The following is a 24873-nucleotide window of genomic DNA, read 5'->3' as shown; positions in this document are numbered from 1 at the left end:
GACGAGCCGGTGACGCAGGCAGCAGTCGACGTATTGGCACTGGCGCGCGAGCAGGTCCTCGAGCGCGGCGAGGGCCTGTCCCGCGATCAGGTGCTCGAAGTCCTGCAACTGTCAGACGACCGGCTCGAAGAACTGCTCGCGCTGGCCCACGAGGTCCGCATGAAGTGGTGCGGCCCCGAGGTCGAGGTCGAGGGCATCATCAGCCTGAAAACCGGTGGCTGCCCGGAGGATTGCCATTTCTGCTCGCAGTCTGGACTGTTCGCCTCGCCGGTGCGCAGCGCGTGGCTGGATATCCCGAGCCTGGTCGAGGCGGCCAAGCAGACCGCCAAGTCCGGTGCCACCGAATTCTGCATCGTGGCCGCCGTGCGCGGTCCCGACGAGCGGCTGCTGGCGCAGGTCGCCGCCGGTATCGAGGCCATCCGCAACGAGGTCGACATCCAGATCGCCTGCTCGCTGGGCATGCTGACGCAGGAGCAGGTGGATCGGCTCAAGGAGATGGGCGTCCACCGCTACAACCACAATCTGGAGACGGCGCAGTCGTACTTCCCGAATGTGGTGACCACGCACTCCTGGGAAGAGCGCTGGGGCACGCTGGAGATGGTTCGCGAGGCCGGCATGGAGGTGTGTTGCGGCGGCATCCTCGGCATGGGGGAGACGCTCGAACAGCGCGCCGAATTCGCTGCCAACCTGGCTGAGCTCGATCCGCACGAGGTGCCGCTGAACTTCCTCAACCCGCGTCCGGGCACGCCTTTCGGCGATCTGGAGGTGCTGCCTGCGGCCGAGGCACTCAAGGCGGTGGCCGCATTCCGCCTCGCCCTGCCGCGCACCATGCTGCGGTTTGCCGGCGGGCGCGAGATCACCCTCGGGGACCTCGGCGCCAAGCAAGGCATCCTCGGCGGGATCAACGCCGTGATCGTCGGGAACTACCTGACCACGCTGGGCCGGCCGGCCGAAGCGGATCTGGAATTGCTCGAGGATCTGCAGATGCCGATCAAGGCACTGAACGCCAGCCTGTAGCTCGATCGTCTGTACAAAGGGCAAGGTGATGGTCGAACAGCTGCCCGCACCGGTCGGTGCCGGGGTCTACAACGTCTACACCGGCGAGCCGGCCGGCACCGCGGTGCCCACCGCCGCCCAGCTCGGGCTCGAACCGCCCCGGTATTGCGCGGAATGCGGACGCCGGATGGTGGTGCAGGTGCGCCCGGACGGCTGGTGGGCCAAATGCGCGCGGCACGGCCGTGTCGACTCCCATGAACTCGAGGTGCAGCGGTGACCCGGCACAAAGCAGCAGGCGTCGTGATCGTCGGACTGACGTTGGGCGGGGCGGCGCTGGGCGCGCTGTGGTCGTGGCTGGCCCCGTCGGCCCGCGGGGTGATCGCGCTGACTCGCTCCGGGGATCGGGTGCACACCTACCTGGGCAGCGAATCCGATCATCTGTTCGTGTCCGCCGCGATGCTCATCGGGCTGGTGACATCGATGGCGATCGTGGCCGCCGTGCTGGTGTGGCAGTGGCGTGACCACCGCGGACCGCTGATGGCGACGGCACTCTGGGTGGGCCTGGTAGCGGCCACCGGGGCCGCCGCGGCTGTCGGGGCGCTGCTGGTGCACTGGCACTACGGTGCGGTGCCGTTCGACACCGCACCGGTCACGCGTGAGAACCGGGTCTTCTACTACTCCGAGGCGCCGCCGGTGTTCTTCGCCCGCGGCCCGTTGCAGGTGGCGACGACGCTGCTGTTCCCGGCAGCGCTGGGCGCGCTCGCCTACGCCTTACTGGCGGTGGCCACCCCGCGTGACGACCTCGGCGCCTCGCCGCCGGTGGAACGCGTCCCGGCCGATGTCACGCCCTAGAGCGGCTTGAACGGAACCCGTCCGCCGGAGACCACCCGCGCGAAGATGCCGCCCAAGCGCCACATGCCCGCATAGGTCATGGGGTTGAGCAGCGTCGGCCACTTGGTCCGCACGATGTGCTCGTCGATCGGGCGTCCGGCGAACCGGTCGGTCAGCCAGCGCAGCGTCATCGGCGCTGACATCGGGTGCAGCAGCATGTGCTCGCTGAACATGTCGCGGTGGTAGGTCACCTGAGCTCCACCCATCGCATAGGTGTGCGCCAGGTCGTCGATGTCCTCGACGGCGATCACCGAGTCATGCACGGCCTGCACGATCAGCACCGGCAGGTCGGGCGTCGCCTTGCCGAGTTTGATGTTCTCGAAGACGTATTGGACCTCGGGCATCGCGAGGACTTCGTCCAGCGGCGGGCGCACCAGGTCGTCCATGTCGGTGCGGAACAGCCGGATGACGGCCTCCGCGGTGGTCATCCGCTCCAGCCGCCGCAGCAGCGCGAGGCCTTCCTCGGTGGCGTTCTGCTCGATGACGCGATTGAGGTCGGGGTAGGTCTTGGCCAGCGCGGACACCACCAGCGCGGGCAGCGCGGCCAGATAGGAACCATTGAGCCGGCGGAACGTGTGCCCCAGGTCGCCAACCGGAGAACCGAGCACCGCGCCGACGATGTTGAGCTCGGGGGCGTACTCGGCGTGCACCTCGGCCGCCCACGCGCTGGCCAGCCCACCGCCCGAATAGCCCCACAACCCGATCTTGTTGTCCGCGGCGAGGCCGAAGCGCTCGAAGCCGAGGGTGGCCCGCAGGCCGTCCAGCACGGCGTAGCCGGGCTCGAAGGGAGCGCCCCACATGCCGTCGGGACCCTCGTGGTCGGGGACGGACACCACCCAGCCCTCAGCCAGCGCGGCAGCGATCAGCAGATACTCCAGTTGGGCGATCGAGCCGAGGGATCTGGCGTGTCTGCGCAGCGCGTAGGAAGGGAAGCAGCGTGCCGCCACCGCATCGATGGCGCACTGGTAGGACACAACGTTGCGGACCTGATTCGGGGCGTGGCCGGTGGGGATGAGCACCGTGGTGACAGTCGCTTGCGGAAGCCTGTTGTGATCGGTCGTGCGGTACAGCAGCTGGGTGGCGCGGACGCGTTGGGGGATCAGCCCGAGAAAGCCCAGCTCGACGTCGCGTGAACGCAGGACGGTGCCTGGATCGGCATGTTCGAACCCGCCCGGGGGCTGGTAGAACAGATCATCGACGGGCAGCGGGGGATGCGCACCGCGCTCGAGCTCCTCGTGCGGGGCGCGGCCAATCCATTCGGGGCTCGGGGCCCCGGAGCTGACCGGATGCATTGCATCCTTCATACCTTAAGAAGGGTCTAAGAATCTAGTGCGGCTCACCCGGGCGGCCGCAGCGCAGCAAATTCGTCGGTCACCCGAATCTGCGAGTCGGTGAACCGGTAGAGGGCTGCCGGACGGCCGCCGGTGCGGCCCGGATGGGCGGTTGTCCCCGTCGGCGTGATGACGCCGCGACGGGCCAGGACACGCTGCAGGTTGGTGGCGTCGACCTGATAGCCGAGCGCGGCGCCGTAGATGTCGCGCAGCGTCGAGAGCGCGAATTCTGTTGGCGCCAGCGCAAATCCGATATTGGTGTAGGACAGTTTGGCGACCAGGCGGGTGCGGGCGTACTCCACCATCGGCGCATGGTCGAAGGCCATCTCGGGCAGTGCGTTCACCGGATGCCAGCGGGTGTCCGGGGGCAATACCGGGGTAGCGACCGACGGCACCAGCCCGAGGAACGTCGAGGCGATCGTGCGAACGCCAGGCACTCGGCCCGGATCGGAGAAGACGGCGAGCTGTTCCAAGTGGGCGATCTCACGTACGTCCACCTTCTCGGCCAGCTGGCGGCGCACCGAAGTGGTCAGGTCCTCGTCGTCGCTCAGCCGACCGCCGGGCAGTGCCCACTTGCCGAGCTCCGGTTCCTGGGCGCGCTGCCATAACAGCACGTTAAGGGTGGGTTGCCTGGAGCTGACGTCGCCAACCTGGAATACAACGGCGAGCACTTCGTGTTCGGTGCTAGTATAGCCCATGTTTTCGATTGTAAGTCGAAAACCTCGAAAGCAAGACAGGAGGCGGAAATGACCGTCCTGGATCGTGCCGATGCCGTCGACGCCGCTGTTGGCGGACTGGCGGCCGCTATCACCGATGGCCCCGGTGGCTACACCGGCGTGAACGGTGACGAGGAATGGGCCGCCGAGATTCGGCGCCTGGCCACCTTGCGCAATGCGACCATCCTGGCGCACAACTACCAGCTGCCGGCCATTCAAGATGTCGCCGACCACGTCGGCGACTCGCTGGCGCTGTCCCGAATCGCCGCCGAAGCCGCTGAAGAGACGATCGTGTTCTGCGGCGTGCACTTCATGGCCGAGACCGCCAAGATCCTCAGCCCTGAGAAGACCGTTCTGATCCCCGATCAGCGGGCGGGCTGCTCGCTGGCGGACTCCATCAACGCCGACGAACTGCAGGCCTGGAAAGACGAGCATCCCGGCTCGGTCGTGGTGTCCTACGTCAACACCACCGCAGCGGTGAAAGCGCTCACCGACATCTGCTGCACCTCGTCCAACGCCGTCGAGGTGGTCGCCTCCATTCCCGCGGACCGCGAAGTGCTGTTCTGCCCTGACCAGTTCCTCGGCGCCCACGTCCGGCGCATGACCGGCCGGACGAACCTGCACATCTGGGCCGGCGAGTGCCACGTGCACGCGGGTATCAACGGCGACGAGCTGGCCGACCAGGCCCGCACCCACCCTGATGCCGAACTGTTCGTGCACCCCGAATGTGGTTGTGCCACTTCGGCGCTGTACCTCGCCGGCGAGGGAGCCTTCCCGGCCGATCGGGTCAAGATCCTGTCCACCGGCGGCATGCTGGACGCTGCCAAGGCCTCACACGCCAAGCAGGTCCTGGTCGCCACCGAGGTCGGTATGCTGCACCAATTGCGCCGGGCCGCACCGGGTATCGACTTTCAGGCCGTCAACGACCGGGCGTCGTGCAAGTACATGAAGATGATCACTCCCGCCGCTCTGCTGCGCTGCCTGGTCGACGGCGCAGACGAGGTGGACGTCGATCCGGAGACCGCGCGGCTGGCCCGCGCCAGTGTGCAGCGGATGATCGAGATCGGCCAGCCCGGCGGCGGAGAATGACCGGCGGGTTCGCCTGCGGAGCCGGTGGCAACGGTGTTGACTGGCAGCAGCGCGCCGATGTCGTGGTGATAGGAACCGGTGTCGCCGGTTTGGCCGCGGCGCTGGCCGCGCACCGAAAGGGCGGCCGCACAGTCGTTCTGAGCAAGGCTCCCGATACCGCGACGTTCTACGCGCAGGGTGGTATCGCGGTGGTGCTGCCGCACACCGAAGACTCCGTTGACGCGCACGTCCGCGATACCCTGGCCGCCGGTGCGGGCCTGTGCGATCCGGACGCGGTGCGTTCGATCGTCGCAGACGGTTATCAGGCGGTCGCTGATCTGGTCGACGACGGTGCCCGATTCGACGAAAGCGCGCCGGGGCAATGGGCGCTCACTCGCGAAGGCGGCCATTCCCGCCGCCGCATCATCCATGCCGGCGGTGATGCCACCGGGGCCGAGGTGCAGCGCGCGCTCGATTATGCCGCTGCCACCTTGGACATTCGCCGCAATCACATCGCGCTGCAGATCCTGCACGACGGTTCGGCGGTCACCGGGGTGCTGGTCCGCAATGCCGATGGGCTCGGCATCGTGCACGCCCCGTCGGTCATTATCGCCACCGGCGGGCTGGGCCACGTGTACCAGGCGACCACTAACCCGGAAGGTTCCACCGGCGACGGGATCGCGCTTGCCCTGTGGGCCGGAATCGGCGTCACCGATCTCGAATTCGTTCAGTTCCACCCGACGATGCTGTTCGACCGTGACGGCGCAGGGCGTCGCCCGTTGATCACCGAGGCGCTGCGCGGCGAAGGTGCGGTGCTGCGAGACGCCCGCGGCGAGTCGATGACCACGCATCATCCGATGGGCGACCTCGCGCCGCGCGATATCGTCGCGGCGGCGATCGAAGCGCGTCTGCGCGAAACGGGTGACGAGTGTGTGTTCCTCGACGCGCGCTCCATCGACCACTTGGCGCAACGCTTTCCGACGGTCACTGCGGCGTGCCGCGCGGCCGGCATTGACCCAACCCGCGAGCCGATCCCCGTCGTTCCCGGTGCGCACTACAGCTGCGGGGGTGTGGCCACCGACGTCCACGGCCGCACCGATCTACCCGGGCTGTTCGCGGCCGGCGAAGTGGCCAGGACCGGGATGCACGGCGCCAACCGGCTGGCCTCCAACAGCCTGCTGGAGGGCCTGGTCGTCGGTGCCCGTGCCGGCCGTGTCGCCGTTGAGCACGCGCACAATGCTGGTGCGCCGATGGCGAAAGCCGAAGGGCGTCAACACACTGCGCTCGATCGGCCAGCGCTCCAATCCGCGATGACCGACTACGCTTCGGTGGTTCGCGATGCTGCCGGTTTGCGGCGCCTGGCCGACGCCCTCGCTGAGGCTACACCGCGACCGATGACCACCCGAGCTGCCGCCGAGGACGTCGCACTCACGGTGACTGCCCGTGCCTTGATCGCTGCGGCGTTGGCGCGCACCGAATCTCGCGGCTGCCACCATCGCAGTGATCACCCCGACGCCGATCCGGCCCAGGCCTTCAGTCGCACCCTGCACGGCGACCACGCGGCGGCCTGCCTGCGATGAAACTCACCGACGACGAGCTGACTGAAGCCCGCATCACGATCCGCCGCGGCCTTGATGAGGACCTGCGCTACGGCCCCGACGTCACCACACTGGCCACTGTGCCCGCCGGCGCGACCACCGTCGCGTCGCTGGTGTCCCGGGAGCCGGGCGTAGCGGCCGGAATCGATGTGGCGCTGCTCGTTCTCGACGAGATACTCGGCGAGGACGGTTACCGGGTCGTCGACCGCGTCGACGACGGCACCCGACTGGAGGCCGGCACGGCGCTGCTGCGGATCGAGGGCTCGACACGGGGACTGCTGACCGCCGAACGGACCCTGCTCAACCTGGTGTGCCACCTGTCCGGCATCGCCACCGCCACCGCGGCCTGGGTGGACGCCGTCGAGGGCACCAAGGCCAAGATCCGCGACACCCGCAAGACGCTTCCTGGGCTACGGGCTCTGCAGAAATACGCGGTGCGGGTCGGCGGCGGGGTCAATCACCGGATGGGTCTTGGTGATGCCGCACTGATCAAGGACAACCACGTCGCGGCCGCGGGGTCGGTGGTAGCCGCGCTGCGCGCCGTGCGCGCGACCGCACCGGACCTGCCGTGCGAGGTCGAGGTCGACACCCTCGAACAGCTCGACGAGGTGCTGGCCGAGGATGTCCAGCTGATCCTGCTGGACAACTTCCCGGTCTGGCAGACCCAGATCGCCGTGCAGCGCCGCGACGCCAACGCCCCAGGCGCGCTGTTGGAATCCTCGGGAGGCCTGAGCTTGGACTCCGCTGCCGAATACGCCGGCACCGGCGTGGATTATCTGTCCGTCGGCGCGCTTACCCACTCCGTCAAGGTTTTCGACGTCGGTTTGGATCTCTAGCTAGGCGATATCGGCCACGAACGCACCGACGCCGCGCTTGACGCCCGAGCGGGCGATGCCGGGCAACGACGGATCGTCGGTACCGGCCGACACCAATCGGGGATTGACCAGATGAAGGTCGTGCCGCCCCAGGCGGATGTCCGCTTCACCGGAGGCCAGGATGTTCTTGACCCAGTTGGTCTTGCCGTGGGCCAGCAGGATCGCCAGGGTGTCACCCTTGCGGTAAGCCGAGACGACGGTCTCATACTGCGTCCCCGAGGTACGGCCGCGGTGGGAGATGACCGACATGCCCGGCATGTATTTGGCCAGCGGCCGCATGGCTCGGTTCAGATATTTGATCTGGAAGTTCTCGAACCACACGGGGAATCGCATTGGCACGCCCGGGGCATTGTTCGGATGATCCTTGGTCGACATGACGCCAACGTTATGCGGCAGCGCCACGGCGCACCAGGGATAGCACCACCGCGGCAGCGGCGAACAATCCGGAGAACGTCCGGTTCATCGCGGTCTGCTGGCGCGGGGTGCGCAGCCAGCCCAGCAGCCGGGCCGCGAGGCCCGTGTAGGCGCCCATCACCACCAGATCTACGACCACCATCGTCGCCCCGATGGCCACATATTGGGGCAGAAGCGGGGCGGTTGGCACGACGAACTGCGGCAGCACCGCGAGCAGGAACACCAGACCCTTGGGGTTGGTGACGTTGACCAGGACTCCGCGCGCCAGCAGGGCCAACCGGCCGCCGCTGGCGTTCGCGTTGAGCTGTTCGCCCAGGTCGCCCGGGGCGGTACGCCACTGCCGGACGGCCAGATACACCAGGTAAACCACACCGATCCACTTGATGACGGTGAACGCGACCACCGACTGCGCCACCGCGGCGCCGAGTCCCACCGCGACCGCCGCCAGCTGCAGCATCAGGCCGATTTCGAGCCCGGCGATACTCCAATAACCGCGGCGCAACCCGTACGCCAAACCGGTCGCCATCGACTGGATGGCGCCGGCGCCCGGCGACACACTGATGGCGATCGCGGCGCCGACGAAGGCCAACCACAGCTCCCATTGCATAACCGCAGTATCCGGGCCGTCGCCGCCCGCGCTCAATCAATTTTTATTCGGGTGCACCGATCAGGGACAATTGATCCGATGACCAGCTTCGCCATGAACCGGATCGATCTGCGTGGCCGCACGCTGACCGCCGCCCAGCTGCGCGCGGCGCTGCCGCGCGGCGGCGTGGACGTCGACGCCGTGGTCCCCAAGGTCCGCCCGATCGTCGACGACGTCGCCGAGCGCGGAGCCGTGGCCGCCCTCGAGTACGGCGAGTCGTTCGACGGGGTGCGGCCCCAGACAGTGCGCGTGGCCGCCGCCGCCTTGGCGGACGCGCTGGCCGCGCTGCCGGCCGATGTGCGTGCCGCGCTGGAGGTGGCGATCGAGCGGACGCGCGCCGTGCACGCCGATCAGCGGCGCACCGATGTCACCACACTGTTCGACTCCGGCGCCTCGGTCACCGAACGCTGGGTGCCGGTGGAACGGGTCGGCTTGTACGTGCCGGGCGGCAACGCGGTCTACCCGTCGAGCGTGGTGATGAACGTCGTGCCCGCGCAGACCGCAGGGGTGGACTCGCTGGTGGTGGCCAGCCCGCCGCAGGCCGAATTCGGTGGCCTGCCACACCCCACGATCCTCGCGGCGGCGGCACTGCTCGGCGTCGAAGAGGTGTGGGCGGTCGGCGGCGCGCAGGCCGTGGCGCTGATGGCCTACGGCGGCACCGACACCGATGGCGCCGAACTCGCGCCCGTCGACATGGTCACCGGGCCGGGCAACATCTACGTGACTGCCGCCAAGCGAATCTGCCGCTCGCAGATCGGGATCGACGCCGAGGCCGGCCCCACCGAGATTGCGATCCTGGCTGACCACACCGCCGACCGGGTGCACGTCGCAGCGGATCTGATCAGTCAGGCCGAACACGATGTGATGGCCGCCAGCGTGCTCGTCACCGACAGCATCGCGCTGGCCGAGGCCACCGAAGCCGAACTGGCGGTGCAGCTGGAGACGACCAAACACCGCGAGCGGGTGACCGAGGCGTTGCGTGGCCGTCAGTCGGGCATCGTGCTGGTCGACGACATCGACACCGGGGTGCGTGTGGTGAACGCGTATGCCGCAGAGCACTTGGAGATACAGACCGTTGACGCCAACGACGTGGCCGGCCGGATCCGCGCGGCCGGGGCAATCTTCGTCGGCCCGTGGTCGCCGGTCAGCCTCGGCGACTACTGCGCCGGTTCCAACCACGTGCTGCCCACCGCAGGTTGTGCGCGGCATTCCAGCGGCCTGTCGGTACAGACTTTCCTGCGCGGCATTCACGTTGTCGACTACAGCGAGGCCGCACTGAAGGACGTGTCCGGTCATGTGATCACCCTGGCCAAGGCTGAGGACCTGCCTGCCCACGGCGAAGCGGTCCGGCGGAGGTTCGAGCGATGAGTGTCCCGGGAGCCCGTGTGACCTTGGCGGATCTGCCGCTGCGCGACGATCTGCGCGGCAAATCGCCTTATGGTGCACCGCAACTCGACGTGCCGGTGCGGCTGAACACCAACGAGAACCCGCACCCGCCGAGCCAGGCCCTGGTCGACGACGTGACGCGCTCAGTGAAGGCGGCCGCGGCCGAATTGCACCGCTATCCCGACCGGGACGCCGTCGACTTACGCGCCGACTTGGCCGCCTATCTGCGGGCGCAGACCGGTGTCGAAGTGGGTACCGAAAATCTCTGGGCGGCGAACGGATCGAATGAAATCCTGCAGCAGCTGCTGCAGGCGTTCGGTGGGCCCGGCCGCAGCGCGATCGGCTTCGTGCCGTCGTACTCGATGCACCCCATCATCTCGAACGGCACGCAGACCGCATGGATCGAGTCGGTGCGGGCGGCCGACTTCAGCCTCGATGTCGAGACGGCGACGACCGTGATCGCGGCCCGCGATCCCGACGTGGTGTTCGTCGCCAGCCCGAACAACCCCTCCGGCCAAAGCATTCCGCTGGGTGATCTGCGCCGGCTGCTGGACGTGATGCAGCACGGCATCCTGATCGTGGACGAGGCGTACGGCGAATTCTCCAGCCAGCCCAGTGCTATTGCGCTGATCGACGAGTACCCGACCCGGCTCATCGTCAGCCGCACCATGAGCAAGGCGTTCGCATTCGCCGGCGGACGGCTGGGATACCTGATCGCCGCCCCCGCGATCATCGACGCGGTGCTGCTGGTGCGCCTGCCGTATCACCTGTCGGTGGTCACCCAGGCCGCCGCGCGGGCCGCGCTGCGCCACGCTGACGACACCCTCGGCAGCGTCGCGACGCTGATTGCCGAGCGGGAACGGGTCTGCGTGGCACTGGCCGAACTCGGGTACCGCGTCATTCCCAGCGATGCCAACTTCGTGCTCTTCGGCGAATTCGCCGACGCCGCAACGGCTTGGCAACACTATCTGGATGACGGTGTCCTCATCCGCGACGTCGGCATCCCCGGATACCTGCGCACCACCATCGGATTGGCCGACGAGAACGACGCCTTCCTGGCCGCCAGTGCAAAGCTGGCCGCCTCCAATCTTGCCCAGCCGCTAGGAGCGCCATGACCGCCATCGCCACTGCCCGCCGCGCGCGAGTCGAGCGCAAGACCCGCGAGTCCGACATCGTCGTAGAGCTCGATCTCGACGGCACCGGCGATGTCAGCGTGCACACCGGGGTGCCGTTCTTCGACCACATGCTGACCTCGTTGGGCACCCACGCCAGCTTCGACCTGGCCATCACCGCTACGGGTGATGTCGATATCGAGGGCCACCACACCATCGAGGACACCGCGATCGTGCTGGGCACCGCGCTGGGCCAGGCCCTGGGCGACAAGAAGGGCATCCGCCGCTTCGGCGACGCCTTCATCCCGATGGACGAGACGCTGGCGCACGCCGCCGTCGACGTATCCGGCCGGCCGTACTTCGTGCACACCGGGGAACCGGACTATATGGTCGATTTCACCATCGCCGGGTCCAGCGTGCCCTACCACACGGTGGTCAACCGGCATGTGTTCGAGTCGCTGGCTTTCAACGCCCGCATCGCGCTGCACGTGCGGACCATTTACGGCCGCGACCCGCACCACATCACCGAGGCGCAGTACAAGGCGGTGGCCCGTGCCCTGCGACAGGCCGTCGAGCCCGATCCCCGGGTGTCGGGCGTGCCGTCCACCAAAGGCTCACTGTGACAGGTAAATCCGTGGTGGTCCTGGACTACGGCTCGGGCAACCTGCGCTCGGCGCAGCGGGCACTGGAACGCGTCGGAGCCGACGTCGAGGTGACCGCCGACGCCCAGCGCGCCCACAACGCCGATGGCCTGGTGGTTCCCGGCGTCGGCGCGTTCGAGGCGTGCATGGCCGGGTTGCGCGGAATCGGCGGCGAACGCATCATCGCCGAGCGGTTGGCCGCGGGCCGTCCGGTGCTCGGCGTATGCGTGGGCATGCAGATCCTGTTCGCCCACGGCGTCGAGTTCGGGTTGGAATCACAGGGCTGCGGCCAGTGGCCGGGCTCGGTCACCCGGCTCGATGCGCCGGTGATTCCGCACATGGGGTGGAACGTGGTCGAACCCGCGCCGGGCAGCGCGCTGTTCAAGGGATTCGACGCCGACAGCCGCTTCTACTTCGTGCACTCCTACGCCGCACAGAAGTGGGAGGGCGCACCCGATGCGCTGCTGACCTGGGCCACCCATCAGGTGCGGTTCCTGGCCGCCGTGGAGGACGGGCCGCTGTCGGCGACACAATTTCATCCGGAGAAGAGCGGTGACGCTGGTGCGGCGCTGCTCGCGAATTGGGTTGAGGGGCTGTAAGAGTGCCACTGATTCTGTTGCCTGCCGTCGACGTGGTCAACGGTAAAGCCGTACGCCTGGTTCAGGGCAAAGCCGGCAGCGAGACCGAGTACGGCTCGGCGCTGGATGCCGCGCTGACCTGGCAGCGTGACGGTGCGGAATGGATCCACCTGGTGGATCTGGACGCCGCGTTCGGTCGCGGGTCCAACCGCGAGCTGCTCGCCGAGGTGGTCGGTGCGCTCGACGTGAAAGTCGAACTCTCTGGCGGCATCCGCGACGACGAGTCGCTCAAGGCTGCGCTGGCCACCGGCTGCACCCGGGTCAATATCGGCACCGCCGCGTTGGAGAACCCGCTGTGGTGCGCCGCGGCGATCGCCGAGTACGGCGACAAGGTAGCCGTCGGGCTGGACGTCCAGATCGTGGAGGGCGAACATCGGCTGCGCGGCCGCGGCTGGGAGACCGACGGCGGAGACCTGTGGCATGTGCTCGAACGCCTTGACAGCGAAGGCTGCTCGCGCTTCGTGGTCACCGACGTCACCAAGGACGGCACCCTGACTGGGCCTAACCTCGACTTGCTCGAGGGTGTCGCCGAGTGCACGATCGCCCCGGTGATCGCCTCGGGCGGGGTGTCCAGCCTGGACGATCTGCGCGCGATCGCGACCCTCACCGACAGCGGTGTGGAAGGTGCGATCGTCGGCAAGGCGCTCTACGCGGGGCGATTCACGCTGCCGGAGGCGCTGGCCGCGGTGAGCCAGTAACCCTGATGACAGTGGAGTCTCCAGACCTCGAGGCCCTGGTGGCCCAGGCAGCGGTGATCCTGGACGAGGCGTCCAAACCCTTCATCGCCGGGCACCGGGCCTCCTCGGCTGTGCAGAAGAAGGGTAATGACTTCGCCACCGAGGTGGACCTGGCCATCGAACGCCAGGTGGTCACAGCGCTGGAGGCAGCCACCGGGATCGGCGTGCACGGCGAGGAATTCGGCGGGGCGCCAATCGATTCCCACCTGGTGTGGGTGCTGGACCCGATCGACGGCACCTTCAACTACGCCGCCGGCTCACCGATGGCCGCCATCCTGCTGGGACTGCTGCGCGACGGCGAGCCGGTCGCGGGTCTGACCTGGCTGCCGTTCACCGACCAGCGCTACAGCGCGGTGCTGGGCGGACCCGTGTACTTCAACGGGGACCCGCAGCCGCCGATTGGACACGGCGAGATCGGACAGTGCGTGATCGGCTTCGGCACGTTCAACGTCGATTGGCGGGGCCGGTTCCCGGGGCGGTATCGGCTGGCTGTGCTGGAGAACCTGAGCCGGGTCTGCTCGAAGATGCGGATGCACGGCGCCACGGGCGTCGACATCGCCTACGTGGCGGCCGGGATCATGGGTGCGGCCATCAGTTTCGGCGACCACATCTGGGACCACGCCGCCGGGGTGGCGCTGGTGCGGGCCGCCGGCGGGATCGTCACCGACCTGAACGGTCAGCCGTGGACGCCGTCGTCACGCTCGGCGCTGGCCGCCGCACCGGGTGTACACGACCACGTGATGGAGATCCTGGGGCAAGTCGGCGCACCGGAGGATTACCTCTGATGGACGTTGCGGTGCGCGTGATTCCCTGCCTGGACGTAGATGCCGGCCGGGTGGTCAAGGGCGTCAACTTCGAAAACCTGCGGGACGCGGGCGATCCGGTCGAGCTGGCCGCCGCCTATGACGCCGAGGGCGCCGACGAGCTGACGTTCCTGGACGTCACGGCGTCGTCGTCGGGCCGCGCGACGATGCTCGACGTGGTGCGCCGCACCGCCGAGCAGGTCTTCATCCCGCTTACCGTCGGCGGCGGTGTTCGGTCGGTGGCCGATGTCGACGTGCTGCTGCGGGCAGGCGCGGACAAGGTGTCGGTGAACACCGCCGCGATCGCACGGCCCGAGTTGCTGGCCGAGTTGTCGCGGCAGTTCGGTTCGCAGTGCATCGTGTTGTCGGTGGATGCACGTACGGTGCCGGCCGGTTCAGCGCCGACTCCGTCCGGGTGGGAAGTAACCACCCACGGCGGGCGGCAGGGGACCGGTATCGACGCGGTCGAATGGGCAACGCGCGGAGCCGAACTCGGTGTCGGCGAGATCCTGCTGAACTCGATGGACGCCGACGGTACCAAGGCCGGCTTCGATCTGACGATGCTGCGGGCGGTGCGCAAGGCCGTCACCGTGCCGGTGATCGCCAGCGGGGGAGCCGGTGCGGTGGGCCATTTCGCGCCCGCTGTCCAAGCCGGTGCTGATGCAGTGCTGGCGGCCAGTGTCTTTCACTTCCGCGAGCTGACGATCGGGCAGGTGAAGGCGGCCATGGCCGCGGAGGGAATCGTTGTGAGATGAGCCTCGATCCGGATATCGCGAAGCGGCTCAAGCGCGACGCCAACGGGTTGTTCGCGGCGATCGCGCAGGAGCACGGCACCGGTGACGTGCTGATGGTGGCCTGGATGGACGACGAGGCGCTGGCACGCACCCTCGAGACAAGGGAAGCCACCTATTACTCGCGCTCGCGAGGCGAATACTGGGTCAAGGGCGCGACTTCCGGACATACCCAGCACGTGCACTCGGTGCGGCTGGATTGTGACGGCGACGCCGTGCTGCTGGAGGTCGATCAGGTCGGCGGCGCCTGCCACACCGGCGACCACAGCTGCTTCGACGCCGACCAGCTGCTGGGCCCGGAGAGCTAGACGTCGATGGCGTTGGCCTTCGCGCGTGCGGTCCACCGGCCTTCGTCGTAGCCGACTGCGATCGGGTGTGCGAACGCCGTCGTGACGTTGTCCGTCGAAATCGTCTCGCGGGCAAGGCCGCTGGCCACGGTGCGGCCATCGGCGATCAGCAAGGCGTGCGTCGTGGTCGTCGGCAATTCTTCGAGGTGATGGGTCACCAGGATCGAGGCGACATCGGGGTGCGTGCGGTCGAGGGTGTCGATGGTCTCGAGCAATTGCTCGCGCGCCGCGACATCCAGCCCGGTCGTCGGCTCGTCGAGCAGCAGCAGATCGGGCTCTGACACCAGCGCCCGCGCAATGAGAGCACGACCCCGCTCGCCCTGGGACAGTGTGGGCCACACGTCGCCGGCCTTGCGTGTCATGCCCACCGCGGAGATCATCGCGTCGGCCCGTTCACTTTCGGCCGGGCTCGGCGTCCAGCGCATCGGGAGGTCGATGGTGGCGGTGATGCCGGTCAGTACCACCTCGCGCACGGTCAGCGAATACTGCAGCCGATGGCGGGGATTCACGTGTCCGATCGAGCGGCGCAGTGCGGCCAGATCCGTGCGTCCCATTTGACTACCGAGGATGTGCACCGCGCCGGTGGTGGGAAACGTCACCGCGGCACAGAACCCGAGCAGCGTACTCTTGCCTGCACCGTTGGGCCCCAACAGCGCCCAGTGTTCGCCTGCCTGGACGGTCAGCGATATGCCGTCGATGATCTGCTTGCCGTTGCGCCGGAATGTCACATCACGGATCTCGAGGACCGGGGTCACGAGTAGGCCTCCTTCAAGGAAGTCAGGTGGGAGCGGCTGGCGGCTGCGGCCGCGACGGGATTGCGGTCGGCTATCGCATCCGCGAGTTCCCGGTGTGCGGCATGGTCGGCTTCTTCCGACGGCACCGCGTGGATCTTGAGCATGTCGATCATCGCGAGCCGCAGCCGCGGCAGGAATGCGTCGAACAACTGCGTCAGTACGTCGTTGTGCGCGGCCGCGACGACCGCCCGGTGAAACGCGGCGTCGGCGTCGACATGGTCGGGGACCGCCAAACCCAGGACGCCGCGGGCGGCCAGTGCCCGGCGGATCGCCCGGAGATCTGCAGGGGTGCGCCGGGTGGCGGCGAGCGCGGCGGCCTCGGCTTCGATCGCGATCCGCGCTTCGATCACGGCCGCGATGGTCGTGCGCCGCAGGATGGTGTCCCAGTCCTCGACGGCTTCGGTGGCCGTCACGAACACGCCGGCGCCCTGGCGGCTGTGGAGTACGCCCTTGCCGGCCAGTTCGCGGACCGCCTCGCGCAGCGTCGAGCGGCCGACGCCCAGCTGTGCGGCCAAGGTGGTCTCGCCCGGAAGTCGGTGTCCGAGCGGCCATTCGCCGTCCCGGATGCGCGTCATCAACAGCTGGGCCGTCTGCGCGGCGAGCGGGTGGCGCTGCACTTGGGCGATAGGGGTAACCACGACGAACCTCTCTACTTGTCTGAGGAGTAGTGTACAGTCTGGTCACCATGACATATGCGCTCGTGCTTAGTCGCCGCGGCGGGGTCTGAACGACCGGTTCCCCGCCGTGGGGCTTTGTCGTGCCGGTCGGATCACACCAAACCCGATCAGGAAGCGACTAAGAGAATGCCCGCATGGAATCGTCAACAACCGTCACGGATGCCGTCGTATCGCTACGCCGGTGTCTATGACCGGGTGGAAGTGCCACTCGTAGAACGACATTGGCCAGACGCACGCATCACCCAAGCGCCGCTCTGGGTTCCGGTCGACCTGCGTGACGGTAATCAGGCGCTGCCCGATCCGATGGATCCGGAACGTAAGCGCCGATTCTTCGAACTGCTGGTGGCGATCGGCTACAAGGAGATCGAGGTCGGTTATCCGTCTGCTTCACAGGCTGACTTCGACTTCGTCCGGCTGCTGGCCGAATCTGACATCGTGCCAACGGATGTGACCATCGTGGTCTTTACGCCGGCCCGCCGTGACCTGATCGAACGCACGGTCGCCTCGGTGCGGGGCATCCCTGGCGATGTCGTCATCCACATGTACACCGCCACGGCGCCGGTGTGGCGCGAGGTAGTGCTGAACAGGGACCGTGCCGAGCTGCGCGAGCTGGTCCTGGCCGGGGGCCGCGATGTGCTCGAGTTCGCGGGGGACAAGGCCAATATTCGGTTCGAATTCTCCCCGGAGGTGTTCAATCTCACTGAACCCGACTACGTACTGGGACTATGCGACGACATGACGGCGCTGTGGGACGCCGCCCCCGATCGGCCGGTGATCCTGAACCTGCCGGCCACTGTCGAGGTGGCCACGCCGAACGTCTATGCCGACCAGATCGAGTACATGCACCACAATCTGGCGCGGCGCGACTGCGTCATCCTGTCGGTTCATCCCCACAACGACCGGGGGACTGGCGTCGCGTGTGCCGAGCTCGCGGTTCTGGCCGGCGCGCAGCGCGTCGAGGGATGTGTGTTCGGAAACGGTGAGCGCACCGGGAATGTCGATATCGCGACACTGGCTTTGAACCTGTACGCCCAAGGGGTCGATCCGATGATCGATTTCTCCGATATCGACGAGATCGCCCGCACCGTCGAATACTGCACCCGGATGTCGATCCATGAACGTCATCCGTACGTCGGCGCCCTGGTGCACACCGCGTTCTCGGGAACCCATCAGGACGCGATCAAGAAGGGATTGGCCGAGCACCGCGAGCGTGCACTGAGCACCGGCGGCTCGGAGCGTGAAATCGATTGGCGCGTACCGTATCTGCCCATCGACCCAGCCGATATCGGCCGGACCTACGACGCGGTGATCCGGGTCAACTCGCAGTCGGGGAAGGGCGGCTTCGCCTATGTGCTGCTGACCGAGTACGGACTTGATCTGCCGCGGGAGATGCAGATCGACTTCGCACGACGGGCCCAAGCGCTCGCCGACGAACGTGGCGTCGAGGTCAAGCCTGCCGAGCTGTACGACCTCTTCGTCGCCGCCTACGGCGAGAACGCGCTCAACGCGACTTGAGTACCTCGAGTGCCTTGTCGGCGTGGGTGTCCATGTTGACCTCGCTGGAGATCACCTCAAGCACCGTGCGATCGGTGTCGATGACGAATGTAGTGCGCTTGACCGGGATGAGCTTGCCCAGTAGTCCGCGCTTGACGCCGAACTGGGTGGCCACGGTGCCGTCGGCATCGGAGAGCAGCGGGTAGTCGAAACTCTGCGAGTCGGCGAACCGCGCCTGCTTGTCGACGGGGTCGGTGCTGATACCGACCCGGGTGGCGCCGACCGCGGCGAATTCCGAGCCCAGGTCGCGGAAGTGACAGGCTTCCTTGGTGCAGCCGGGCGTCATCGCGGCGGGATAGAAGAAGAGGGCGATCGGCCCGTCGGCGAGCAGGCTCGTCAGCGAGCGCACGGTGCCGGTCTGATCCGGCAGTTCGAAGTCCGCAACCTGGTCTCCACGTTTCATGGGGTGCAGGCTACGCCGGTCAAATCGGGCCGGCGGGTCTGGGAGGATGTATCCGTGCAATCCAACCTCGCCGCCACCACCACACGCGAGGAGTTTCGTGCGCTGGCCGCCGAACATCGCGTCGTGCCGGTGACCCGCAAGGTGCTCGCGGACAGCGAGACACCGTTGTCGGCGTACCGGAAACTGGCCGCCAACCGGCCTGGAACCTTCCTGCTGGAATCCGCCGAGAACGGGCGTTCCTGGTCTCGCTGGTCGTTCATCGGGGCCGGTGCGCCCTCGGCGCTGACGGTGCGTGACGGCCAGGCTGTCTGGCTGGGCACCACCCCGCGGGACGCGCCAACGGGTGGGGATCCGCTGCAGGCGCTGCACCAGACCATGGCTCTGCTGTCCACCGGGCCGCTGGCCGGCATGCCCCCGCTTTCGGGCGGCATGGTGGGGTTCTTCGCCTACGACTTCGTCCGCCGTCTGGAGCGGCTGCCCGAGCTGGTAGTCGACGACCTCGGGCTGCCCGACATGCTGCTGCTGCTGGCGACGGACCTGGCCGCCGTCGACCACCACGAGGGCACCATCACGCTCATCGCCAACGCGGTGAACTGGAACGGCACTGACGAGCGTGTCGACTGGGCCTACGACGACGCCGTCGCCCGCCTCGACGTGATGACCGAAGCCCTGAGCCAGCCGCAGCACTCCAGCGTGGCGACCTTCTCCCGGCCGCAACCGCAGCACCGCTCGCAGCGCACACCTGAGGAGTACAGCGCGATCGTCGAGCGACTGGTCAAGGAGATCGAGGCCGGCGAGGCCTTCCAGGTGGTGCCGTCGCAGCGCTTCGAGATGGACACCGCCGTTGACCCCATCGACGTGTATCGGATGCTGCGGGTCACCAATCCCAGCCCGTACATGTACCTGCTGCATATCCCGGATGAGGCTGGGGGGACGGCCTTTTCGATCGTCGGCTCCAGCCCGGAAGCATTGGTGACGGTCAAGGACGGCTGGGCTACCACGCATCCGATCGCCGGGACCCGGTGGCGTGGTCAGACCGAGGAAGAAGACCAGCTGCTGGAAAAGGAGCTGCTGGCCGACGAGAAGGAACGCGCCGAACACCTGATGCTCGTCGACCTCGGTCGCAACGACCTGGGCCGGGTGTGTGTGCCGGGCACCGTGCGCGTGGAGGACTACAGCCACATCGAGCGCTACAGCCACGTCATGCACCTGGTCTCCACGGTGACCGGCCTGCTGGCCGAAGGACGCACAGCCCTGGACGCCGTCACCGCCTGTTTTCCGGCCGGCACCCTGACCGGCGCGCCGAAGGTGCGGGCCATGGAGCTCATCGAAGAGGTGGAGAAGACCCGCCGCGGCCTCTACGGCGGCGTCGTCGGCTACCTGGACTTCGCCGGCAATGCCGATTTCGCGATCGCCATCCGCACGGCTCTGATGAGCAAGGGCACCGCCTATGTCCAGGCCGGCGGTGGCGTGGTGGCCGACTCCAACGGCCCGTACGAGTACACCGAGGCGTCCAACAAGGCCAAGGCGGTGTTGAGCGCGATCGCAGCTGCCGAGACGCTGGGCGCGCCGTGATGCGCGTCGGCCAGCTACTGCTGGTGGTGTCGGCGCTGCTGCTGTGGGTGGCGTCGCGGATGGTGTGGGTGTCGGTGACGTCATTCGACGGCCTGGGCCAGCCCAAGAGCATCACGCTGACCGGCGCCAGCTGGTCTAACGCCCTGCTGCCGCTGGCGGTACTGCTGCTGGCGGCTGCGGTGGCCGGGCTGGCTGTGCGGGGATGGGCCCTGCGCGCGGTCGCGGTGCTGGTGGCCGTGGTGACGCTGCTGCTCGGTTACCTCGGCGTCAGCCTGATCGTCATGCCCGACGTCGGTCCGCGAGCCGCCGAGCTGGCCCAGCTTCCGGTGGCGTCCCTGGTGGCAAGCGACCGGCACTACGTCGGTGCCGGACTGACCGTCGCCGCCGCGGTGTGCGCGTTGGTCGCCGCCTTCCTGCTGATGCGCTCTGCGGGGTCCGGACGGCAGGCCACGGCCAAATACGCAGCCCCTTCGGTGCGCCGCAGCATCGCTCGCAGTGAGGATGCCGACCCGGCCCTATCTGAGCGGGGCATGTGGGACGCCCTGGACGAGGGAGTCGATCCCACCGAGCGACACATCGACACCGAGGGTCGGTGAGGTATGCGTCACCTACTACGACTACCCTTCACAAGACATCAGCGAGATCGTCAGGGCGCTAGAAGGGATCCGGTTCGCATGAGTTCGGCAAGCGTGCTCGACTCCATCATCGAGGGAGTGCGCGAAGACGTTGCCGCTCGTGAGGCGATCGTTCCCTTAGCCGAGGTCAAGGCCGCTGCCGAGGCGGCTCCGGCCCCGCTGAATGTGCTGGCCGCGTTGCGCGCACCAGGCATCGCCGTCATCGCCGAGGTGAAGCGTGCCAGCCCATCCCGAGGCGAGCTCGCCAACATCGCCGATCCTGCCGAGTTGGCCCGCGCCTACGAGAGCGGCGGAGCCCGCGTGATCAGCGTGCTGACCGAGGAGCGTCGCTTCCACGGCTCGCTGGCTGACCTAGACGCGGTGCGCGCTGCCGTGCGAATCCCGGTGCTGCGCAAGGACTTCATCGTCCGGCCGTACCAAATTCACGAGGCCAGGGCGCACGGTGCCGACATGCTGCTGCTGATCGTGGCGGCACTCGAGCAGCCGGCACTGGAGTCGCTGTTGGAGCGCACCGAGTCGTTGGGCATGACTGCGCTGGTCGAGGTGCACACCGAGGAAGAAGCCAACCGGGCACTGCAGGCCGGGGCCAAGGTCATCGGAGTGAACGCCCGTAACCTCAAGACTTTGGAAGTCGACCGGGACTGCTTCGCGCGGATCGCGCCGGGCCTGCCGTCCGACGTCATCCGGGTCGCCGAATCGGGAGTTCGGGGGACCGGTGATTTGCTGGCCTACGCCGGTGCGGGGGCGGACGCCGTGCTGGTCGGTGAAGGTCTGGTCACCAGTGGGGATCCGCGTAGCGCCGTCGCTGACCTGGTGACCGCAGGAGCGCATCCCTCCTGCCCGAAACCCGCCCGCTGAGTCGTGGCCGATACCTCCACCCCAGACGTGCCGCGCATGAGTGCGGCCGTCGCCGAACCCACCTCGCACGAGCCCGATGCTCGCGGACACTTCGGGGTGTATGGCGGCCGCTACGTCCCTGAGGCGCTGATGGCGGTCATCGAAGAAGTGACGGCCGCCTACGAAAAGGCCCGCACCGACCAGGAATTCCTCGATCGGCTCGACAATCTGCAGACCCACTACGCCGGGCGCCCGTCACCGCTGTACGAAGCGGTGCGGCTCAGCGAGCATCTCGGTGGGGCACGGGTGTTCCTGAAGCGCGAAGACCTCAACCACACCGGATCGCACAAGATCAACAACGTGCTGGGCCAGGCACTGCTGGCCAAGCAGATGGGCAAGACCCGGGTCATCGCCGAGACCGGCGCGGGCCAGCACGGCGTCGCCACTGCGACGGCGTGCGCGCTGCTCGGTCTGGAGTGCGTGATCTACATGGGCGCGGTGGACACCGCGCGCCAGGCGCTCAACGTGGCGCGCATGCGGCTGCTGGGCGCCGAGGTGGTGTCGGTGGAGTCCGGGTCCATGACCCTCAAGGACGCCATCAACGACGCGTTCCGTGACTGGGTCACCAATGCCGACGACACCTACTACTGCTTCGGGACTGCCGCCGGACCCCATCCGTTCCCGACGATGGTGCGCGACTTCCAGCGCATCATTGGGCTGGAGGCGCGCACGCAGATGCTGGCCCAGGCCGGTCGGCTGCCCGATGCGGTGACTGCCTGTGTCGGCGGTGGTTCCAATGCGATCGGCATCTTCCATCCGTTCATCGACGACGCTTCTGTGCGGTTGATCGGTTTCGAGGCGGCTGGTGATGGTGTCGAAACCGGCAGGCATGCAGCCACTTTCGCGGGTGGAACGCCCGGCGCGTTTCAGGGCTCGTACTCGTATCTGTTGCAGGACGAGGACGGCCAGACCATCGAGTCCCACTCGATCTCGGCTGGCCTGGACTACCCGGGGGTGGGTCCCGAGCATGCGTTTCTCAAGGATCTCGGCCGCACCGAGTACCGGCCGATCACCGATACCGAGGCCATGGATGCGTTCCGGCTCTTGTGCCGATTGGAAGGCATCATCCCGGCCATCGAGTCGGCGCATGCGATTGCGGGCGCGGTGAAGCTGGCGGCCGAGTTGGGGCCGGGGTCGATCATTCTGGTCAACCTGTCCGGCCGCGGTGACAAGGACGTCGAGACGGCGGCAAAGTGGTTCGGGCTGTTCGACAAGTCCGGCCCAGGAGCCTCATGACCGTTCAGCACAGCCAGTCGGGTCGGCTGGGGTCGATTTTCGGGGCGTGCCGCGATGAGGGTCGCGCCGCCCTGATCGGCTACCTGCCGACGGGCTATCCGTCCGTCGATCTGTCGATCGACGCGATGGTGACGATGGTCGAATCCGGTTGCGACATCATCGAAGTCGGCGTTCCGTACTCCGATCCAGGAATGGATGGGCCGGTGATCGCGACCGCGACGGAAGCGGCGCTGCAAGGTGGCGTCCGCGTGCGCGACACCCTGCGGGCGGTGGAGGCGATCAGTGCCGCTGGCGGTAACGCCGTCGTCATGACGTACTGGAATCTCATGCTGCACTACGGGATTGACGCCTGGTCACGTGACCTTGCGGCTGCCGGAGGGCTGGGCATGGTGACGCCGGACCTCATTCCCGACGAGGCCGAAGAGTGGCTGGCGGCCTCTCAGGCCCACGACTTGGACCGCATCTTCCTGGTGGCGCCGTCGTCGACCCCGGAGCGACTGGCCAAAACTGTGGAGGCCTCGCGGGGCTTTGTCTACGCGGCATCGACCATGGGCGTCACCGGTGCGCGCGACGTCGTGTCCAGTGCCGCGCCCGAACTGGTGGGGCGGGTCAAGCAGATCTCGGACATTCCGGTGGGGGTCGGCCTGGGGGTGCGCTCGCGTGAGCAGGCTGCCGAGATCGCGGCGTTCGCCGAAGGGGTGATCGTGGGTTCGGCGTTGGTGTCTGCCCTGACCGACGGGTTGGCGGCAGTGCGGACGCTGACCGAAGAGCTGGCTGTAGGCGTACGACAGAAGGTGTCTGCTTCGTGACGACAACCGTCTTGGCTTATTTCCCGAGCCCGCCGCAGGGTGTCTGGCATCTGGGACCGGTCCCGATTCGGGCCTACGCGTTATGCATCATCGCGGGCATCATCGCCGCGCTGGTGATCGGTGACCGCCGTTGGGCGGCGCGGGGCGGCGAGCAAGGTGTCATCTACGACATCGCATTGTGGGCGGTTCCGTTCGGCCTCATCGGTGGCCGGCTGTATCACCTGATGACCGACTGGAGAACGTATTTCGCGGAGGGCGGCGCGGGCATCGGCGCGGCGCTGAGGATCTGGGACGGCGGCCTCGGTATTTGGGGCGCTGTCGCCATGGGCGGTGTAGGTGCGTGGATTGCCTGCCGGCGCAGGGGCATTCCGCTGCCGGCGTTCGGCGACGCGATTGCGCCGGGAATCATCCTTGCGCAGGCGATCGGGAGGCTGGGCAACTACTTCAACCAAGAGTTGTACGGACGCGAGACCACGTTGCCATGGGGGATGGAGATCTTCTACCGGCGGGATTCGTCGGGGATGGTCGACGTGCATTCGCTCGACGGAGTGTCGACGGGGCAGGTCGCCGCGGTGGTTCAGCCGACGTTCCTGTACGAGTTGCTGTGGAACGTGGCGGTGTTCTGCTTTCTGATCTGGATCGACAGGCGCTTCAAGATTGGCCACGGTCGCCTGTTCGCCTCGTATGTGGCCGCGTACTGCATAGGCCGGTTCTGGGTCGAGCTGTTGCGTGATGACACCGCGACGCACATCGCCGGTATCCGGGTGAACTCGTTCACGTCGGTCTTCGTGTTCATTGGCGCGATCGTCTACATCCTGCTGGCGCCCAAGGGCCGCGAAGATCCATCCTCGCTGGCCGGCAAGCAGGCCGAAGGTGAGCCCGACGAGGCCGCCGAGGAATCACCTGCCGAGAAGATGGCCGAGGACTTGGTGGCCGTCGCGACAGGTGGCGGTATTGCCGCGGCGGTGTCTTTGGCCGCCGAGCACGACTCCGAAGATGCGGCCGCCGCGGGTGATGTCGAGGAGCCCGAGCCGGAGCAAGCTCCGGAGCCTGAGCCCGAGCCCGAGCCCGAACCCGAACCTGCGCCCGAGCCAGCTCCGGAGCCTGAGCCCGCGCCCGAACCTGCGCCGGAGCCCGAGCCAGCTCCCGAACCTGAGCCCGAGCCCGAACCTGAGCCCGAGCCCGAGCCCGAGCCCGAGCCGGCACTCCAGCGCCGCGACTTCCGTGCAGTCGTACGACGTGTGCTGTGGGGCGTGGAAGTCCACCGCGACTGAGTCCGCTTCAGCGCGGGAAATTGTCACAC

Annotated in this window: 27 protein-coding genes and 1 pseudogene; 21 read left to right on the top strand and 7 right to left on the bottom strand. The window is 67.6% G+C overall.

Annotation, left to right across the window (positions count from 1 at the left end):
• Positions 1-9: 9 nt before the first annotated feature.
• The 3 genes from bioB to CG716_RS07530 are packed head-to-tail and all read left to right on the top strand — an operon-like array spanning position 10 to position 1848.
• Complete coding sequence (bioB, locus tag CG716_RS07540; RefSeq protein ID WP_094478054.1) at positions 10-1017, top strand: biotin synthase BioB; 1008 nt, start codon at positions 10-12, stop codon at positions 1015-1017.
• Positions 1018-1045: 28 nt separating this feature from the next.
• Positions 1046-1273: a biotin synthase auxiliary protein BsaP gene (gene bsaP / locus CG716_RS07535; RefSeq protein ID WP_094478052.1), complete on the top strand. Its 228-nt coding sequence runs from the start codon at positions 1046-1048 to the stop codon at positions 1271-1273.
• Complete coding sequence (locus CG716_RS07530) at positions 1270-1848, top strand: DUF2567 domain-containing protein (RefSeq protein ID WP_094478050.1); 579 nt, start codon at positions 1270-1272, stop codon at positions 1846-1848. The genes bsaP and CG716_RS07530 overlap by 4 nt, the downstream gene beginning before the upstream one ends.
• Here CG716_RS07530 and CG716_RS07525 read toward each other — a convergent pair.
• Positions 1845-3179: a lipase family protein gene (locus tag CG716_RS07525; RefSeq protein ID WP_094478048.1), complete on the bottom strand. Its 1335-nt coding sequence runs from the start codon at positions 3177-3179 to the stop codon at positions 1845-1847. The genes CG716_RS07530 and CG716_RS07525 overlap by 4 nt on opposite strands.
• Before the next feature lie 44 nt (positions 3180-3223).
• Positions 3224-3916 carry an NUDIX hydrolase gene (locus CG716_RS07520; protein ID WP_094478046.1) on the bottom strand — a complete coding sequence of 231 codons (693 nt, stop codon included), beginning with the start codon at positions 3914-3916 and terminating at the stop codon, positions 3224-3226.
• A 48-nt stretch (positions 3917-3964) separates the two neighbouring features.
• Between CG716_RS07520 and nadA the strand changes: the two genes are divergently transcribed.
• Genes nadA through nadC form a run of 3 tightly spaced genes read left to right on the top strand, consistent with a single transcriptional unit; the run spans position 3965 to position 7436 of the window.
• Positions 3965-5023, top strand: coding sequence for a quinolinate synthase NadA (nadA, locus tag CG716_RS07515; protein WP_094478044.1), 1059 nt, complete (start codon positions 3965-3967; stop codon positions 5021-5023).
• Positions 5020-6582, top strand: a complete 1563-nt coding sequence (locus CG716_RS07510) for an L-aspartate oxidase (RefSeq protein WP_094478042.1) — start codon at positions 5020-5022, stop codon at positions 6580-6582. Before nadA ends, CG716_RS07510 begins: the two co-directional genes overlap by 4 nt.
• On the top strand, positions 6579-7436 hold the full coding sequence (gene nadC / locus CG716_RS07505; protein ID WP_094478040.1) for a carboxylating nicotinate-nucleotide diphosphorylase: 858 nt from the start codon (positions 6579-6581) through the stop codon (positions 7434-7436). Before CG716_RS07510 ends, nadC begins: the two co-directional genes overlap by 4 nt.
• Here nadC and CG716_RS07500 read toward each other — a convergent pair whose 3' ends face one another.
• Both CG716_RS07500 and rhtB read right to left on the bottom strand, forming a co-directional pair.
• The gene (locus tag CG716_RS07500) at positions 7437-7850 is read right to left on the bottom strand and encodes a nitroreductase family deazaflavin-dependent oxidoreductase (RefSeq protein ID WP_094478389.1); all 414 of its coding nucleotides are present in this window, start codon (positions 7848-7850) and stop codon (positions 7437-7439) included.
• Positions 7851-7860: 10 nt separating this feature from the next.
• Positions 7861-8496 carry a homoserine/homoserine lactone efflux protein gene (gene rhtB / locus CG716_RS07495; RefSeq protein WP_094478038.1) on the bottom strand — a complete coding sequence of 212 codons (636 nt, stop codon included), beginning with the start codon at positions 8494-8496 and terminating at the stop codon, positions 7861-7863.
• 78 nt (positions 8497-8574) lie between these two features.
• Here rhtB and hisD point away from each other — a divergent pair, with 78 nt between their 5' ends.
• Genes hisD through hisI form a run of 8 tightly spaced genes read left to right on the top strand, consistent with a single transcriptional unit; the run spans position 8575 to position 14951 of the window.
• Complete coding sequence (gene hisD / locus CG716_RS07490) at positions 8575-9903, top strand: histidinol dehydrogenase (RefSeq protein WP_165774059.1); 1329 nt, start codon at positions 8575-8577, stop codon at positions 9901-9903.
• Complete coding sequence (locus tag CG716_RS07485; protein WP_094478036.1) at positions 9900-11036, top strand: histidinol-phosphate transaminase; 1137 nt, start codon at positions 9900-9902, stop codon at positions 11034-11036. The genes hisD and CG716_RS07485 overlap by 4 nt, the downstream gene beginning before the upstream one ends.
• Positions 11033-11656, top strand: a complete 624-nt coding sequence (hisB, locus tag CG716_RS07480) for an imidazoleglycerol-phosphate dehydratase HisB (RefSeq protein WP_094478034.1) — start codon at positions 11033-11035, stop codon at positions 11654-11656. The genes CG716_RS07485 and hisB overlap by 4 nt, the downstream gene beginning before the upstream one ends.
• Positions 11653-12273 carry an imidazole glycerol phosphate synthase subunit HisH gene (gene hisH / locus CG716_RS07475; protein ID WP_094478032.1) on the top strand — a complete coding sequence of 207 codons (621 nt, stop codon included), beginning with the start codon at positions 11653-11655 and terminating at the stop codon, positions 12271-12273. The genes hisB and hisH overlap by 4 nt, the downstream gene beginning before the upstream one ends.
• Positions 12274-12275: 2 nt before the next feature.
• On the top strand, positions 12276-13010 hold the full coding sequence (gene priA / locus CG716_RS07470; RefSeq protein WP_094478030.1) for a bifunctional 1-(5-phosphoribosyl)-5-((5-phosphoribosylamino)methylideneamino)imidazole-4-carboxamide isomerase/phosphoribosylanthranilate isomerase PriA: 735 nt from the start codon (positions 12276-12278) through the stop codon (positions 13008-13010).
• A gap of 5 nt (positions 13011-13015) precedes the next feature.
• Positions 13016-13834 (top strand): inositol monophosphatase family protein, encoded by an 819-nt coding sequence (locus CG716_RS07465; protein ID WP_094478028.1) that lies wholly within the window; start codon positions 13016-13018, stop codon positions 13832-13834.
• On the top strand, positions 13834-14607 hold the full coding sequence (hisF, locus tag CG716_RS07460) for an imidazole glycerol phosphate synthase subunit HisF (protein WP_094478026.1): 774 nt from the start codon (positions 13834-13836) through the stop codon (positions 14605-14607). Before CG716_RS07465 ends, hisF begins: the two co-directional genes overlap by 1 nt.
• Positions 14604-14951 (top strand): phosphoribosyl-AMP cyclohydrolase, encoded by a 348-nt coding sequence (hisI, locus tag CG716_RS07455; RefSeq protein WP_094478024.1) that lies wholly within the window; start codon positions 14604-14606, stop codon positions 14949-14951. Before hisF ends, hisI begins: the two co-directional genes overlap by 4 nt.
• Here hisI and CG716_RS07450 read toward each other — a convergent pair.
• Both CG716_RS07450 and CG716_RS07445 read right to left on the bottom strand, forming a co-directional pair.
• Entirely contained in the window at positions 14948-15745 is a 798-nt protein-coding gene (locus CG716_RS07450; protein ID WP_094478022.1) for an ABC transporter ATP-binding protein, read from the bottom strand. The genes hisI and CG716_RS07450 overlap by 4 nt on opposite strands.
• Positions 15742-16422, bottom strand: coding sequence for a FadR/GntR family transcriptional regulator (locus tag CG716_RS07445; protein ID WP_272938270.1), 681 nt, complete (start codon positions 16420-16422; stop codon positions 15742-15744). Before CG716_RS07445 ends, CG716_RS07450 begins: the two co-directional genes overlap by 4 nt.
• 198 nt (positions 16423-16620) lie before the next feature.
• Between CG716_RS07445 and CG716_RS07440 the strand changes: the two are divergent.
• Positions 16621-17949 (top strand): annotated as a pseudogene (locus tag CG716_RS07440) (2-isopropylmalate synthase); the annotation flags it as partial.
• A gap of 13 nt (positions 17950-17962) precedes the next feature.
• Here the strand turns inward: CG716_RS07440 and CG716_RS07435 are convergent.
• On the bottom strand, positions 17963-18418 hold the full coding sequence (locus CG716_RS07435; protein WP_094478018.1) for a peroxiredoxin: 456 nt from the start codon (positions 18416-18418) through the stop codon (positions 17963-17965).
• 54 nt (positions 18419-18472) lie between these two features.
• On the opposite strand from CG716_RS07435, the gene CG716_RS07430 reads away from it, so the two are divergent.
• From CG716_RS07430 to lgt, 6 genes are all read left to right on the top strand, one after another.
• Positions 18473-19993: an anthranilate synthase component I gene (locus CG716_RS07430; protein ID WP_094478383.1), complete on the top strand. Its 1521-nt coding sequence runs from the start codon at positions 18473-18475 to the stop codon at positions 19991-19993.
• Positions 19990-20589 carry a TIGR02234 family membrane protein gene (locus tag CG716_RS07425; protein ID WP_094478017.1) on the top strand — a complete coding sequence of 200 codons (600 nt, stop codon included), beginning with the start codon at positions 19990-19992 and terminating at the stop codon, positions 20587-20589. Before CG716_RS07430 ends, CG716_RS07425 begins: the two co-directional genes overlap by 4 nt.
• Positions 20590-20667: 78 nt before the next feature.
• The gene (gene trpC, locus CG716_RS07420; protein WP_094478015.1) at positions 20668-21486 is read left to right on the top strand and encodes an indole-3-glycerol phosphate synthase TrpC; all 819 of its coding nucleotides are present in this window, start codon (positions 20668-20670) and stop codon (positions 21484-21486) included.
• 36 nt (positions 21487-21522) lie between these two features.
• Positions 21523-22761 (top strand): tryptophan synthase subunit beta, encoded by a 1239-nt coding sequence (gene trpB / locus CG716_RS07415; protein WP_420093178.1) that lies wholly within the window; start codon positions 21523-21525, stop codon positions 22759-22761.
• Positions 22758-23570: a tryptophan synthase subunit alpha gene (gene trpA / locus CG716_RS07410; protein ID WP_094478011.1), complete on the top strand. Its 813-nt coding sequence runs from the start codon at positions 22758-22760 to the stop codon at positions 23568-23570. The genes trpB and trpA overlap by 4 nt, the downstream gene beginning before the upstream one ends.
• Positions 23567-24844 (top strand): prolipoprotein diacylglyceryl transferase, encoded by a 1278-nt coding sequence (gene lgt / locus CG716_RS07405; RefSeq protein WP_094478009.1) that lies wholly within the window; start codon positions 23567-23569, stop codon positions 24842-24844. The genes trpA and lgt overlap by 4 nt, the downstream gene beginning before the upstream one ends.
• The last annotated feature ends 29 nt before the right edge of the window (positions 24845-24873 follow it).

This window comes from Mycolicibacterium sphagni, assembly GCF_002250655.1.
Lineage (GTDB): Bacteria > Actinomycetota > Actinomycetes > Mycobacteriales > Mycobacteriaceae > Mycobacterium > Mycobacterium sphagni.
Note: the sequence above shows the minus strand (reverse complement) of the source record. Positions and strands in the feature narration are given on the sequence as shown.

Coding starts and splice junctions, on each gene's coding strand:
- rhtB (WP_094478038.1), bottom strand. CDS start 8,496: ATGCAATGGGAGCTGTGGTTGGCCTTCGTCGGCGCCGCGATCGCCATC.
- CG716_RS07485 (WP_094478036.1), top strand. CDS start 9,900: ATGAGTGTCCCGGGAGCCCGTGTGACCTTGGCGGATCTGCCGCTGCGC.
- trpA (WP_094478011.1), top strand. CDS start 22,758: ATGACCGTTCAGCACAGCCAGTCGGGTCGGCTGGGGTCGATTTTCGGG.
- trpC (WP_094478015.1), top strand. CDS start 20,668: ATGAGTTCGGCAAGCGTGCTCGACTCCATCATCGAGGGAGTGCGCGAA.
- nadA (WP_094478044.1), top strand. CDS start 3,965: ATGACCGTCCTGGATCGTGCCGATGCCGTCGACGCCGCTGTTGGCGGA.
- hisB (WP_094478034.1), top strand. CDS start 11,033: ATGACCGCCATCGCCACTGCCCGCCGCGCGCGAGTCGAGCGCAAGACC.
- CG716_RS07525 (WP_094478048.1), bottom strand. CDS start 3,179: ATGCATCCGGTCAGCTCCGGGGCCCCGAGCCCCGAATGGATTGGCCGC.
- trpB (WP_420093178.1), top strand. CDS start 21,523: ATGAGTGCGGCCGTCGCCGAACCCACCTCGCACGAGCCCGATGCTCGC.
- bsaP (WP_094478052.1), top strand. CDS start 1,046: ATGGTCGAACAGCTGCCCGCACCGGTCGGTGCCGGGGTCTACAACGTC.
- hisI (WP_094478024.1), top strand. CDS start 14,604: ATGAGCCTCGATCCGGATATCGCGAAGCGGCTCAAGCGCGACGCCAAC.
- hisD (WP_165774059.1), top strand. CDS start 8,575: ATGACCAGCTTCGCCATGAACCGGATCGATCTGCGTGGCCGCACGCTG.
- CG716_RS07500 (WP_094478389.1), bottom strand. CDS start 7,850: ATGTCGACCAAGGATCATCCGAACAATGCCCCGGGCGTGCCAATGCGA.
- CG716_RS07510 (WP_094478042.1), top strand. CDS start 5,020: ATGACCGGCGGGTTCGCCTGCGGAGCCGGTGGCAACGGTGTTGACTGG.
- hisF (WP_094478026.1), top strand. CDS start 13,834: ATGGACGTTGCGGTGCGCGTGATTCCCTGCCTGGACGTAGATGCCGGC.
- CG716_RS07520 (WP_094478046.1), bottom strand. CDS start 3,916: ATGGGCTATACTAGCACCGAACACGAAGTGCTCGCCGTTGTATTCCAG.
- CG716_RS07435 (WP_094478018.1), bottom strand. CDS start 18,418: ATGAAACGTGGAGACCAGGTTGCGGACTTCGAACTGCCGGATCAGACC.
- CG716_RS07465 (WP_094478028.1), top strand. CDS start 13,016: ATGACAGTGGAGTCTCCAGACCTCGAGGCCCTGGTGGCCCAGGCAGCG.
- nadC (WP_094478040.1), top strand. CDS start 6,579: ATGAAACTCACCGACGACGAGCTGACTGAAGCCCGCATCACGATCCGC.